Source organism: Exiguobacterium sp. s101, assembly GCF_018617835.1.
In the GTDB taxonomy this organism is placed as follows: domain Bacteria; phylum Bacillota; class Bacilli; order Exiguobacteriales; family Exiguobacteriaceae; genus Exiguobacterium; species Exiguobacterium marinum.
The window spans coordinates 1-12,201 of sequence record NZ_JACSKX010000010.1 but is presented as its reverse complement, the minus strand read 5'-3'; the positions used below and the strand labels follow the sequence as shown (position 1 = coordinate 12,201).

The window sequence follows — 12,201 nt, the reverse complement described above, 5'->3', positions numbered from 1 at the left end:
TTTCATTCTGCAGCGGTTGTCGACTCCATCGCTAAAGGTGGCATCTCTTCAAACAGTTCTGTCCGAAGTCCCGTGTCTCTCAAATCGAGCGATTCAATCCGATCGAATTTGATTTTGCGGTCGACAACATTGAACCAATACGTGATGTTTGGCTCATCTTTGAAACGAATCGCATAATTTGATCCATTCAAATGAAAGTCGACTTCGGTAGACAGCAACTCCGTCGGACCAATCTGTTTATGGGTAGTTAACCGTTCAAGGACAACCTGTTCTTCATTGATGCGATAGTCGACAAATGTCGCAAGTGAGAGTCCAAACACAAATGATACCAAGGCGAAAGTGCCCAGCAAACCCGTAGTGATTTTTCCGTTCATTTCGCTGTCCCTCCCTCTCCTATTATATCGGATATGCTTGAAACGTTGTGAAGTGACATTTTGTTCAACTTTAGGCAAACTGAAGAGTGAGGAGGAATGTTTATGCAAATCGACCATACAGGAATCGCCGTTCGAGATTTAGACGAGGCGATCACCTTTTATACGACCGTGTTAGGCGGAGAACTCATGGATCGCTATACAAATACGGCTACCGGGGTCGAAACCGAGTTAGCCGTTATCCACATCGGGGAAGATGTTATCGAATTACTACGTCCGACAAGTAATACGAGTCCGATTGCCCGGTTTATGAAAGCTCGAGGGAAAGGGGTCCATCACATCGCTTACCGCGTGGACGATTTAGATCAAGCCATTACCAAACACATGCAAAACGGAATCACGTTTTTAGAGGATACGCTTCGTACGACCGCTAAAGGTCGACGATTAATCTATATGGATCCGCGTCATTCAGGTGGCGTGATCACCGAACTTTGTGATTATCCTACAGAAAAGCAGTAAGAGTGTCCCTCTTACCGCTTCATCATGGTTTCTTCTATCAGTTGACAGTTCTTTTCTTTTAATCGTTCGTTATGAGAGGACACCATTGCCGTTGCGGTCGCATTCGGGTCAATGTATGTTTTGGCCCGGTTTACCGCATTCGCAGCATCTTGAAACGCTCCCGCGATAAGATGTACTTTCCCTTCATGTGTGAGGATGTCACCGGCAGCGTATAATCCCGATACGGATGACTCGCTACCTGAATTGCCTTTTACATAAAATCCATCCTTCATTTCTACCTGTAAATCACTGTGACGAAGCAACTCCGTATCTTGCTCGTACCCGTGATTAATCACTACTTCATCCACATCGATCACACGCGACTTACCTGTTTCTACATGTGTCAAACATACTTGCTGAATCGATCTCCCATCGTGAGAAATCAAATCCGTCACTTTAGATTGTGGGCAACAATCAACCCGACTCTGTTTAATCTTCTCGACTTGTGCCTCATGTCCACCGAGTTCTTCTTTTCGATACGTCAGTACGACCTGTTCTGCAATCGGCTCAAGGGCATCGGCCCAATCAACAGCACTATTGCCTCCACCGGAAATTAAGACGCGCTTCCCTTTGAAGCGTTCAAGCGATTTGACCGTATAATGAAGATTTGACAATTCGAATCGTTCCGCTCCGCTCACTTCGATTTTATGAGGCTTGAGAATCCCGCTTCCGGTTGCGACGATGACGGTTTTCGATACGTGATGCCCATTCGTCGTATCGATTCTAAACAATCCGTCTTGGTGTTTCGAAATCGACTCTACTTTCTCGCCAAGATGAACCGTTGGAGAAAATGTGAGGCCTTGCTCGACTAGCTGATCAATCAGATTCGCACCTGTTGTCGGAAGGAGTCCACCTACATCCCAGACCATCTTTTCCGGATACACGTGCACTTTTCCGCCTAAAAAAGGTTGAAATTCGATGATTTTCGTCTTCATGCCTCGTAAACCGCTGTAAAAAGCGGCATATAATCCGGCAGGTCCCCCACCGATAATCGTCACGTCGAATACTTCCTCGTTCATCGTCGCACCCTTCCTCTCTCTATATGTAAAAATGATAATCATTCTCATTAGATGATAACTCGTTTTCCTCCCTTTGACAAATCATTTTCGTAAGTCGGTGATGCTCATTTGGTTTTTCTTATGCGAAGGTCGGGTAATGAAAGATGAATTAGAGGGAAGGGTGTGTACTATGGAATGGATGGATATCATATTGATCATCGTGTCCTGTTTTTGGATTGTGGAAGTATGGCGATTTCGTAATCGGAAAGAGGCAACAGATGGATCGGTCGAGCGGAAAAGCTTTTATTTCGTAGCAGCAACGATGATTGCTGTCTTTTCGTTATCCATCATATCTTCTGTTGTTTTTGAAACGCCTCCATCAATCACTCAACAAATGATTGGACTTACATTTTACATAGCCGGTGTGTCCTTACGATATTGGGGAATTTTACACCTCCGTCACCAATTTACTCGACACGTCGTCGTTCGACCTGAAGATGAGCTCGTCAGCTCAGGACCGTATCGCTATTTGCGTCATCCGTTGTATACAGGCTTGTTACTGATCACGTTCGGATTTTCTCTATATTTTCTCCATTGGGTCATCGCATTAATCGGTGCGGGTATAACATCACTGGCGTTACTATACCGGATTCACATCGAAGAAGGAATGCTGATTCGTCACTTTGGGCAAGCCTACCGTACTTGGTCGAAGTCACGCAAACGTTTATTCCCCTTTATCTATTAAAAAAGGAGTCCGGAAAATGAACCGGACTCCTTGACTATTTAAGCAGAATATCTACTGAGTAATCGGACGACAATAACACCTGCGATAAACGCGACGATACTAAGTACCCATATAAGACCGGAAGCCGGAACTCCTGGAAACACGACGGCGAGCGAACCAATCACTAATCCGATAATGACTGAAAACGTCATTCCAGGGAAATTCGCTAGCAAGTAGCGGATGACTTTACTACTCACAATAAAGCCGACTGCCACTCCTGCACCAACAATCCCGATAATCAACAGGTTAAAGTTTGAAATGGCGCTGATAACCGTTGGATACACCCCAATCAGCAACAAGACGAATGAACCACTAATACCGGGAAGCAGCATAGCCATACTGCCTAACCATCCAGATAAGAATAATAGAAGCACTGTCCCGAACGTCATGTCGGTAATGATTGATGAATCAACCGGATTAAGAAATGCCATACTAGCCACGAGTAACATTGCCAACGTCATTGCGATGACATGAATCGGGCGAATCGATGCGCGCGATTTGAATTCCATGAATAACAATGGAATAATCCCTAAAATCAGTCCGATAAAGAAAAACTGTGTCGGTGCATAATACTCAAGTAATAAGTATTCGATGATTCGACTTAGGACGATAATGGCTGTCCCCATTCCAACTGCCAATGGAATTAAGAACCCGATATATTTCTTCCAATATCGGCTAAACACGCCGCTGATTGCTTCGATGAGTTGATCGTAGATACCTAAAATGACTGCGATGGTGCCGCCACTGACACCTGGAATCAAATCACTTGTTCCCATGGCCATCCCTCGCCAAATATTTTTCCACTCCATAACGTATCTCCTTTGCGTATATCTTTCCTCAAGCACTTAGTATAGTCGAGAAGAACGGTTTACGCATCCGCTTTTAGACTGAGAAAGGAGGCGAGTTGATTTCTTTTTTCATATAGTCAAATTTCGCCCCGGAAATATTGATTTCTTTTTCTTTTTGGAATCCGAGACGTGTATATAAGCGATGCGCCGCAACATTTTCTTGGTCCACATTTAATGTGACCGCCGGAACACGATGCTCTTCCGCGACTGTACAAATATGTTCGATTAACTTCGTCCCAATTCCTTGTCCTCCAAACGCCTCTGCGACAGCGAGTGAGTCGATGTACTGAACGTGCCCTTCCGTTTCAACGTCCAACTCTTCCTCACTTCCACGTGCCTTCAACCATTCTCGAATCGGACGATCTAGCTCCTCTGCTTCGTCTCCACGGTACGAAATGATTATCCCGGCCACTTCACCTTCCACATCGGCCACCCAAATATTTTTGTGACTCAAGCGATTTTTCGGATGCTCCACCCAACCCGCAAGACCTTCCAAGACTTCACTTGTATTTTTTGACGCTGTTAACGTGTACGCAATCTCATGAATTGCTTGATACATGAGTGGCGCAATCTGTTTACTGTCTTGTTTCGTTGCTTGTCGAATATTCATGATTGATCCCTCCACCCTCTAGTCTAGCATAGCCGCACACATCGATTGTTTGTCCACACTCGTTTTGTGGCATCATATAGAGTGAAAGGAGCGAATCAAAATGAAAGCAATCATTACTGGAATGAACGGTACTGTAGCACCAGTCGTCGCCGATACGTTACAGCGCCATGGAATTGAAGGAGTTGCGTGGGACCGTGAACGTGTGTCAACGACGAATGAAGAGGAGATGCGACGATTTATCGATAGTATCCGTCCTGATTATTTTTTACATATCGGTATGGGTGCAGTGGAATGGGCCGAGACACTCGCTCGATTATGTGCAGAGAAAAATATTCCGTTTCTGTTCACGAGTACCGTCTCCATTTTTTCAGACGATGTAACCGGACCAATTACACCGGACACCTCACCAGATGCGGAAGATGACTATGGGCGGTATAAGCGTGATTGTGAACGTGCGATTGTTCGCGTCAATCCAGGTGCACAAATCGTCCGTCTCGGATGGCAAATCGGAGAAGAGGCCGGATCGAATAATATGATGGACTACTTTACAAACGAGATGAAACAACGAGGTGTCATTCAAGCGAGTGAGCATTGGTATCCGTCTTGCTCATTTTTACCGGATACAGCAGACGCTTTATTCGAAATTTTGACAAAACGTAGTCCTGGAATCTATCAATTAAACGGCAACGCAAACTATTCCTTGTACGACATTGCGGTAGGGTTAAAAGAACTTCACGATGCGGATTGGCAAATCGAAAGTACAGATGAACCGAAACGAGACAATCGGATGATTGATTCATCTGTATCCATTCGTCCGATTTCAAAACGCTTGAATCTGCAAACCAAATGAATCCTATACGACAAAACCCGCCTGCTCGATGATCAAGAGTAGACGGGTTCTTAATTAGATTCGTTTCACATCGGCCAATCGCAGTTTACTTTTCGGAAGACTCGGCATATCCACAAAGCTATAACTCAAGTCTTGAGGAGGAACCGTGTAGGAAAACTCCTCTGTAAACAGTTCGATGACTTGTTCTAGTACTGCAATCGTTACATGTTCTCCAGCACAACGATGTCCAAAGTCCACATTTCCCCCTCCTTGTGGGATAAAGTTGAACGGACTCTCTTTCCAGTCCTTAAAGCGATAGGGATCAAACCGATCAGGCTCCGTCCAAATGGATGAGTCATGGTTCGTTCCATACAAGTCTAATAGCGTGAGCGTGCCTTCGGAAAACGTATATCCGTTCCATTCAAAGTCCGATTTGACACGAGCTGCCGCTACAGGGAAGAATGGATAGAACCGTCTCACTTCTTGGACGAACTCGGTTTTTGTAAGCATACCTTGCCTCACTTGTTCCGTCTCGTTCGGGAACTGATGTAATGCCAGGACAGTAAAGAGAATATAGACAGAGATTGCGACAGTCGGGCGTAGAATATTTAACACTTCAACAGCCACGACTTCTTCAGGTAACAATTCGCCTGACTCGTCTCGATGCCACGAAAACTCATAAAGCGCCGTCTGTTCGTTCGGCAGTAATCGGTTCGTCCGTACTTCTTTTACCATTTGACGAATCCAAGATTCAGCCGAAGCCCTCGCTTTGCGCCCTTGCAAATACGTTGGCCCAAGGGACGTGCCGGATTCGAATAATAATCTCATCTCGTCTGTTCGTCTTACTACTTCTTCTGGCGCAAGCGGAACCCCAGCCCACTCACATACTGCCTTCATCAACACCTGTTGAGACACATCATATAAGACGACTTCCTCTTCGTTTTGTTCGATTTGTTTCCACTCGCGATGCGTCAATCGGAGCAATCGATCAATATTCTCTTTCGTCATCAGTGACATGAACATGTGTTTTCGATGCGTATGCGCCGCTCCATCTAATGTTTGGACACCATCTTCCCCAAATAACGTTTTAAGGAGACGTTTTGGCGCCGCGTCTTGACGCATAAATTTGTCGGCATCATAAAACACCTCTGCAGCCTCTTTACCCCCAACACAAATCACACGTTCCCCGAGTAAACGAGTCTCAAAGATGTCTGATTGAAAACTTTTGCGTCGATTGGCGACGAACAAATATCCCTCTCGTAAAAAATCGACACTGTGGTCAATCCCTTCCTGTTTCGGTATGACTTTCCCCATTCAACTCACCCTTTCTCTTTTTTTGAACTATAAAGGATGTTCCCGTGTTGTTAGCGAACAAACCTAATATCGAAAGGAGCGAGTGACATGTTACCATTCTTACTGACACTACGCCGAATTGTTCGCGGAATTTGGCGCGGGCTTCGCGATCCTGAGTTTCAGGTCCTGTTCAGTCTCGCCTTCCTCACAGTCCTATCTGGTACACTTTTTTACACCCGCTTCGAGGCGATGCGTTGGTTGGATGCACTTTACTTCAGTGTCATCACCTTGACAACCATCGGATACGGTGATTTTGCCCTGCAGACCGATATTGGAAAAATATTCACGATTGGTTATGTGATCACCGGCGTTGGTATTATGGTCGGATTCATCACAAGAGTATTCGATCACCTACAAAAAGCGAGAATCGATGAAATAGAAGCAAAACAAAAGACGCCACCCTCTGATCCGTGAGGATGGCGTCTATATGTCTAGGACACTTTTCGATTTTCAATCTCAAGCTGTTGATTAAATCGCTTCGTCTCGGCGATGACGACGCCCGACAAGAACAAGAGGCCAATTAAGTTCGGGATGGCCATCAAGCCGTTAAAGACGTCGGATAACGCCCATACCAACCAAGTTCAAGTTGGTCGTCATCGCACCGAGTCCGGCGACGAGGACGAAAGCAATCCGATATGGAAGAATCGACTTTTGCCCAAACAAGTAGTGGATGGAACGTTCTCCGTAATACGACCAACCGAGCACGGTCGAATAGGCGAATAAGACGAGTCCGATCGTGACAATGTAGCCACCCGCCGGACCGAGGAACAATTCAAATGTAGCGGAAGTCAATTCGACCCCTTCAAGTCCTGTCCCGATTTGCCCACCCATGACGAGCGTCAAACCGGTCACCGAACAGACAACAAGCGTGTCTAAGAAGACTTGCGTCATTGAGACGAGCGCCTGACGACCCGGCATATCCGTCTTCGCCGCAGCCGCTGCGATCGGAGCAGAACCGAGACCCGCTTCGTTCGAGAAGACACCACGCGCGACACCATATCGAATGGCCGCCCCGATAGCTCCCCCACCGATTGCTTCCGCACTGAACGTACTGCTAAAAATGAGTGCGAGCGCATCCGGAATAAGCGAGTAGTTCATGAACATGATCAATAATCCGCTGCCTAAGTAAAATACAATCATGACAGGAACAAAATAACTCACAACTTTCCCGATTGAACGTACGCCCCCGAGAATGACCGCACCTGTAAAAATCATAATGAGAATTCCTGATATGTAGAGTGGTACATCGAATGTTGTTTTTAGTGCCAACGCAACCGAGTTCGTCTGGACCCCGTTTCCAATCCCGAACGCCGCAATCGAAGCGAATGCTGCAAACGCCACCGCTAACCAACGTTGATTCAATCCTCGTTCAAGATAATACATCGGCCCACCGGCCATCTGACCGCGTTCATCGGTCACCCTGTATTTGACGGCAAGTACTGCTTCTGCGTACTTTGTCGCCATTCCAAAGAATCCAGATACCCACATCCAAACAATGGCGCCCGGTCCTCCTAACACGACTGCTGTCGAGACACCAACGATATTCCCCGTACCGACGGTCGCCGCAAGAGCGGTCATGAGTGCTTGGAAGTGACTGATATCCCCTTTAGAAGATTGATCTTGATTTTTCGAAAACGCCAGTTTCAATGCATACGGTAACTTAGTGATTTGAATCCCACCTAAACGCACCGTCAAGTATATGCCTGTCCCCACAAGCAAGATCAAGAGCGGTGGTCCCCATACGAAATTGGATGCTGTACTCACCCAATCACTAAATGATTGCTCCATCATACTGTATCCCCTTCCCCGAAAAAATAGTGTACACTTCTATTTTTTCAGAATACTTATAACAATGCAAAAATATTGTGATAAAACAACGGATAAACAACATCCCTGTATATATAACAGCGAGACGAACTTAATCGTCTCGCTGTGATTCTGGTTTCTCTCGTTGCAAAGGTGCTTTCCAATCAAATGTATCCGGTACATAATCAAGCCCACCCGGATGAAACGGTTGACATCGGATGAGTCGGCGTGCTGTTAAGTAGCTCCCTTTGACAGCCCCATGTTTTTCAATCGCTTCAATTCCGTAATGCGAACAGCTCGGATAAAATCGACATGTCGGTGGCTTCAACGGTGAGATAAAACGCTGGTATCCTTGAATTCCTTTAACTAGTACACGTTTCACGTGATTTCGCCTCACTCTTTTGAATTAGTGCCATCATAGCGCGATTTGAATCGTTTGTCATGCTCATCGCTTCATGTGTCAGATTGTTTTCCATCTCCTTACAAATGAGCGAGATAGGCGATATTCGAGAGCAAGTTTGTTATGATAGTCAACATAACTATTGACCGAATCGAAAAGAAGAGGTGACGAATCATGAATCAATTATTAATGGTCGGTGCAGGATCGATGAGTGAGGCGCTCGTTCGCGGGTGGATCGAATCGGGAGTCGAACCGACACACATCACAATGACAAACCGAAGTGACCGGGAACGTTTGCACTTCCTACAAGATGAACTCGGTGTTCAAATCGTCGAGGACGAAAACGTCAACGACTATGACATCGTTGTATTAGCGATGCAACCAGATGGCGTCATTCCGTACGTAGAATCGAAAGAATGGAAGACCCCACTACTCGTCTCGGTCGCGGCACACATCGAACCGAGCCAATTAGAAGAAGCTTCAGGGCTTCCTGCCGTATGCGCGATGCCAAACACACCTGTCGCGTATCGTAGCGGGATGACGGGACTATGGTTTGGTCCAGAAACGGATGATACCGACCGCGATAAAGCGACTTCTCTCTTTGAACGTGTCGGTCGAACGGCCGTCACCGATGCGAAGACGATGTCCGCCTTTATGGCCGCTGCAGGTTGTAGTCCAGCCTTCTTCTATGAAATCGTCGGTGCGATGACCCCTGTCTTGACGGATGTCGGATACGATAAACAGACGGCGCGACAAATTGTCGCTCAGGCGATGAAAGGTTCTGCAGAGTTACTGTCACACGAAACACGTGAGACAAATGAATTGATTGCCGACGTGGCTGCCCCAGGCGGACCGACCGATCGAGGTGTCGGTGTACTTCGCAAACGTGACCTTGCCGACGTCATGTCGTCAGCTTTGCGTGAGAGCGCCAAAGAAAATCATGAAACGATTGAAGAAGCGTAAACGATACTCGTTTACGCTTTTTTATGTTCATTCGATCTTATTATTTATAAAAGATAACTTTTTATATGAACAATATTTCACTTTCACCTTGAACATGATAAGATAACGAATGAGAATCGTTATCAAAAGATAGGGAAGGTTACTTATGAGTCTATTACGACATGTCGCGTTGAATCAAACCGTCATTCTATCTGATTTGACTAAAATTGATGATCGCTTGTGCCGGCGAATGATTTCTCTTGGTTTTTATGAGGGATGCTCGGTACGTGTGAAGCGCAGAGCTATTTTTTCAGGACCGCTAACCATTGAACAAGTAGATCATCAACAAATTATCGCCATCCGAAGATCAGATGCCGAAAAAATCGGAGTGATTGTACCATGAGTCAACGTATCGCATTGATTGGCAATCCAAATACAGGTAAAACTTCATTGTTTAATCGATTAACAGGTTCATTCGCACATGTCGGCAACTGGGCCGGGGTTACAATCGAACAAAAAATCGGTCAGTTACATGGGAAGGTCGGACAATTAATCGATTTGCCTGGGGTTTATGATTTAGATCCGCTCTCGGCAGATGAAGCGATTGTTTCCCGTTTTTTATTGCATGAACCGTTTGACGGGATGATCAATATTGTCGATGCCTCACAATTAGAACGCAACTTACAACTTACTTTGCAACTTCTAGAGATGGGACGTCCGCTTCAAATCGGTTTAAACATGGTCGACGTCGCAGAAAGCCGTGGGATGCATGTCCATCTCGATAAATTAAAAACACTTCTTCAAGTAGATGTGTTTCCGATTACGGCACGAACAGGTGATGGTTGTGACGTCTTACTCTCATCGATTCAAATGGAAAAACGTCAACCGTTCGAACTAAACTATGGGCCAGAGACCGAAGAAGCGATTGCACGCATCCTTCGAGAGGTAGGTCTATCGAGAACGGATCGATGGATTGCAATTCAATATTTAGCAGGTAACCGGATTGTCGTTGACCATTTGGAAGCATCATCTCCAGACATTGTCGCCATCCGTAAAGATCTCGAAGCGACACTCGGACGTTTTGCACATGCCCATATCACCGAACGTCGTCGCGATTGGGCGAAACAAATCCGACATCAAGTCATTGAAAATCAACGTATGCAAGAAGTGACGATGACGGATCGTATCGATGCGGTTGTGACACATCCTATCTTAGGTCTGCCCATCTTTTTCGGGGTACTCTATACGCTATTCCATGTGACGTTTAATTGGATTGGCGCACCCCTTTCCGATTTATTAGACGGATTGTTGTCTGGCCCCATCACATCAGGAACCTTTTGGATATTGGATGCTTTAGGTGCCTCGTCATTCATTCAAGCACTTCTCGTAGACGGTGTCATCGCAGGTGTCGGAGGGGTATTAGTCTTTGTCCCACAAATCTTTGTCCTCTTTTTCTTCATCTCATTTTTAGAGGACTCGGGATATATGGCGCGGGTCGCCATCGTGATGGACCGTTTCATGCAACTCGTCGGACTGAACGGAAAAAGTTTTATCCCGATGATTATCGGATTTGGCTGCAACGTTCCTGGAATCATGGCAGCTCGGACGGTCGAAGAGGAGAGAGAACGCCTCGTCACAATCTTCATCTCACCATTCATGTCATGTTCGGCTCGGCTTCCGATTTACGCTGTGTTTGCAGCTAGTTTCTTCTCAGCTCATCAAGCTCTCGTTGTGTTATCGCTTTATATGCTAGGCATTTTCCTCGCCTTGATTGCTGCAAAACTATTTACGAAAGCATTAGCTGCCGAAGATCAGACGAGCTTATTCATCGTAGAGCAACCCCCATACCGCGTCCCCCAAGGACTCACTCTATGGCGCAGCACTTGGCAAAAAGCCAAAGGATTCGTTCGCAAAGCCGGTACTTTTATTTTTGGAGGCTCTGTATTTATCTGGCTCCTTGCGTATTCAGGCCCGGGCGGTTTTGATGTGCCCATGAACGATAGTTTTCTAGCTATGATTGGTGGGGCAATCGCCACTCTGCTCATTCCTCTCGGATTCGGTACTTGGCAAGCCGGCGCGTCGCTCATTACCGGCTTCTTAGCAAAGGAAGTAGTCGTTTCCACTATGGCGATTATCTATGCCGTTAGCGAATCTGATTTATCTGAGTCGTTATTGCCAGTCTTCACGCCACTCAGCGCGTATAGTTTCATGGTCTTCGTCTTGCTATACGTACCTTGTTTAGCGACGGTCGCTGTCATACGTCGTGAAGTCGGGAGTGCCAAACTCACATGGTTCACCAGTTTATATGGCTTAGGGGTTGCCTATGTGGTATCGCTTGTCATTTATCAAGTCGGTCGTCTGTTCGGATTTGCGTAAGGAGGAACACCATGCCATTCTTTGACTTACTTATCGGATCTGTTGTCTTTGGATATGCCGCCTTCTCCCTTTACCGCTACACGCAGAAAGCAAAGGGTGGAAAATGTGCAACATGTGAGATTGAGCCTACATGTACAACGGCATGTGATGCTGCAGATTGGGATAAAATCATTGCGGAGGCTCTTCAGAAAGACTCTTCCGCTTTCAATTCAAATACAAAAAAAGACTGAATTCCGATGAACTGCCCCATAAAAGTTGGACATGAAAAATCCAACTTTTATGGGGTGTTTTTTATGACCAAATATTCAAAGGCATTGAAAGTCCAA

At 46.0% G+C, this 12,201-nt stretch carries 14 protein-coding genes and 1 pseudogene; 8 read left to right on the top strand and 7 right to left on the bottom strand.

Annotation, left to right across the window (positions count from 1 at the left end; all coding sequences use genetic code 11):
* Nucleotides 1–2 precede the first annotated feature (2 nt).
* The gene (locus KNO76_RS09485; RefSeq protein ID WP_214885053.1) at nucleotides 3–374 is read right to left on the bottom strand and encodes a hypothetical protein; all 372 of its coding nucleotides are present in this window, start codon (nucleotides 372–374) and stop codon (nucleotides 3–5) included.
* A 102-nt stretch (nucleotides 375–476) separates the two neighbouring features.
* On the opposite strand from KNO76_RS09485, the gene KNO76_RS09480 reads away from it, so the two are divergent.
* The gene (locus KNO76_RS09480) at nucleotides 477–890 is read left to right on the top strand and encodes a VOC family protein (RefSeq protein WP_407636720.1); all 414 of its coding nucleotides are present in this window, start codon (nucleotides 477–479) and stop codon (nucleotides 888–890) included.
* 11 nt (nucleotides 891–901) lie between these two features.
* Here KNO76_RS09480 and KNO76_RS09475 read toward each other — a convergent pair whose 3' ends face one another.
* Nucleotides 902–1,948, bottom strand: coding sequence for an NAD(P)/FAD-dependent oxidoreductase (locus tag KNO76_RS09475; RefSeq protein WP_214885051.1), 1,047 nt, complete (start codon nucleotides 1,946–1,948; stop codon nucleotides 902–904).
* Nucleotides 1,949–2,117: 169 nt separating this feature from the next.
* Here KNO76_RS09475 and KNO76_RS09470 point away from each other — a divergent pair, with 169 nt between their 5' ends.
* Entirely contained in the window at nucleotides 2,118–2,672 is a 555-nt protein-coding gene (locus KNO76_RS09470) for a methyltransferase family protein (protein WP_214885049.1), read from the top strand.
* A 38-nt stretch (nucleotides 2,673–2,710) separates the two neighbouring features.
* Here the strand turns inward: KNO76_RS09470 and KNO76_RS09465 are convergent, their stop codons facing one another.
* Together KNO76_RS09465 and KNO76_RS09460 are read right to left on the bottom strand one after the other, a co-directional pair.
* Entirely contained in the window at nucleotides 2,711–3,520 is an 810-nt protein-coding gene (locus KNO76_RS09465) for a DUF368 domain-containing protein (protein ID WP_214885048.1), read from the bottom strand.
* A 73-nt stretch (nucleotides 3,521–3,593) separates the two neighbouring features.
* Nucleotides 3,594–4,169: a GNAT family N-acetyltransferase gene (locus tag KNO76_RS09460; RefSeq protein WP_214703851.1), complete on the bottom strand. Its 576-nt coding sequence runs from the start codon at nucleotides 4,167–4,169 to the stop codon at nucleotides 3,594–3,596.
* A 100-nt stretch (nucleotides 4,170–4,269) separates the two neighbouring features.
* Between KNO76_RS09460 and KNO76_RS09455 the strand changes: the two genes are divergently transcribed.
* Entirely contained in the window at nucleotides 4,270–5,019 is a 750-nt protein-coding gene (locus KNO76_RS09455; RefSeq protein WP_214703848.1) for a sugar nucleotide-binding protein, read from the top strand.
* A gap of 54 nt (nucleotides 5,020–5,073) precedes the next feature.
* Here the strand turns inward: KNO76_RS09455 and KNO76_RS09450 are convergent, their stop codons facing one another.
* Entirely contained in the window at nucleotides 5,074–6,312 is a 1,239-nt protein-coding gene (locus KNO76_RS09450) for a cytochrome P450 (RefSeq protein ID WP_214885046.1), read from the bottom strand.
* A gap of 87 nt (nucleotides 6,313–6,399) precedes the next feature.
* Between KNO76_RS09450 and KNO76_RS09445 the strand changes: the two genes are divergently transcribed.
* Nucleotides 6,400–6,765: a potassium channel family protein gene (locus tag KNO76_RS09445; protein ID WP_214885044.1), complete on the top strand. Its 366-nt coding sequence runs from the start codon at nucleotides 6,400–6,402 to the stop codon at nucleotides 6,763–6,765.
* Nucleotides 6,766–6,782: 17 nt separating this feature from the next.
* Here KNO76_RS09445 and KNO76_RS09440 read toward each other — a convergent pair.
* Nucleotides 6,783–8,139, bottom strand: a pseudogene (locus KNO76_RS09440) (alanine/glycine:cation symporter family protein).
* Nucleotides 8,140–8,269: 130 nt separating this feature from the next.
* Entirely contained in the window at nucleotides 8,270–8,539 is a 270-nt protein-coding gene (gene yidD, locus KNO76_RS09435; protein WP_015880777.1) for a membrane protein insertion efficiency factor YidD, read from the bottom strand.
* 192 nt (nucleotides 8,540–8,731) lie between these two features.
* On the opposite strand from yidD, the gene KNO76_RS09430 reads away from it, so the two are divergent.
* From KNO76_RS09430 to KNO76_RS09415, 4 genes are all read left to right on the top strand, one after another.
* Nucleotides 8,732–9,520 carry a pyrroline-5-carboxylate reductase family protein gene (locus tag KNO76_RS09430; RefSeq protein WP_214885043.1) on the top strand — a complete coding sequence of 263 codons (789 nt, stop codon included), beginning with the start codon at nucleotides 8,732–8,734 and terminating at the stop codon, nucleotides 9,518–9,520.
* A gap of 145 nt (nucleotides 9,521–9,665) precedes the next feature.
* Nucleotides 9,666–9,902, top strand: a complete 237-nt coding sequence (locus KNO76_RS09425) for a FeoA family protein (protein WP_214885041.1) — start codon at nucleotides 9,666–9,668, stop codon at nucleotides 9,900–9,902.
* The gene (gene feoB, locus KNO76_RS09420) at nucleotides 9,899–11,875 is read left to right on the top strand and encodes a ferrous iron transport protein B (protein ID WP_214885039.1); all 1,977 of its coding nucleotides are present in this window, start codon (nucleotides 9,899–9,901) and stop codon (nucleotides 11,873–11,875) included. Before KNO76_RS09425 ends, feoB begins: the two co-directional genes overlap by 4 nt.
* A gap of 11 nt (nucleotides 11,876–11,886) precedes the next feature.
* Nucleotides 11,887–12,105 carry a FeoB-associated Cys-rich membrane protein gene (locus KNO76_RS09415; RefSeq protein ID WP_214885038.1) on the top strand — a complete coding sequence of 73 codons (219 nt, stop codon included), beginning with the start codon at nucleotides 11,887–11,889 and terminating at the stop codon, nucleotides 12,103–12,105.
* Nucleotides 12,106–12,201: the final 96 nt, after the last annotated feature.

Bases quoted from the DNA above. Each gene is read 5' to 3' on its own strand.
- KNO76_RS09460 (WP_214703851.1), bottom strand. From the start codon at position 4,169: ATGAATATTCGACAAGCAACGAAACAAGACAGTAAACAGATTGCGCCA.
- KNO76_RS09455 (WP_214703848.1), top strand. From the start codon at position 4,270: ATGAAAGCAATCATTACTGGAATGAACGGTACTGTAGCACCAGTCGTC.
- KNO76_RS09425 (WP_214885041.1), top strand. From the start codon at position 9,666: ATGAGTCTATTACGACATGTCGCGTTGAATCAAACCGTCATTCTATCT.
- KNO76_RS09450 (WP_214885046.1), bottom strand. From the start codon at position 6,312: ATGGGGAAAGTCATACCGAAACAGGAAGGGATTGACCACAGTGTCGAT.
- KNO76_RS09485 (WP_214885053.1), bottom strand. From the start codon at position 374: ATGAACGGAAAAATCACTACGGGTTTGCTGGGCACTTTCGCCTTGGTA.
- KNO76_RS09430 (WP_214885043.1), top strand. From the start codon at position 8,732: ATGAATCAATTATTAATGGTCGGTGCAGGATCGATGAGTGAGGCGCTC.
- KNO76_RS09445 (WP_214885044.1), top strand. From the start codon at position 6,400: ATGTTACCATTCTTACTGACACTACGCCGAATTGTTCGCGGAATTTGG.
- KNO76_RS09475 (WP_214885051.1), bottom strand. From the start codon at position 1,948: ATGAACGAGGAAGTATTCGACGTGACGATTATCGGTGGGGGACCTGCC.
- KNO76_RS09480 (WP_407636720.1), top strand. From the start codon at position 477: ATGCAAATCGACCATACAGGAATCGCCGTTCGAGATTTAGACGAGGCG.
- KNO76_RS09415 (WP_214885038.1), top strand. From the start codon at position 11,887: ATGCCATTCTTTGACTTACTTATCGGATCTGTTGTCTTTGGATATGCC.
- feoB (WP_214885039.1), top strand. From the start codon at position 9,899: ATGAGTCAACGTATCGCATTGATTGGCAATCCAAATACAGGTAAAACT.
- KNO76_RS09470 (WP_214885049.1), top strand. From the start codon at position 2,118: ATGGAATGGATGGATATCATATTGATCATCGTGTCCTGTTTTTGGATT.
- KNO76_RS09465 (WP_214885048.1), bottom strand. From the start codon at position 3,520: ATGGAGTGGAAAAATATTTGGCGAGGGATGGCCATGGGAACAAGTGAT.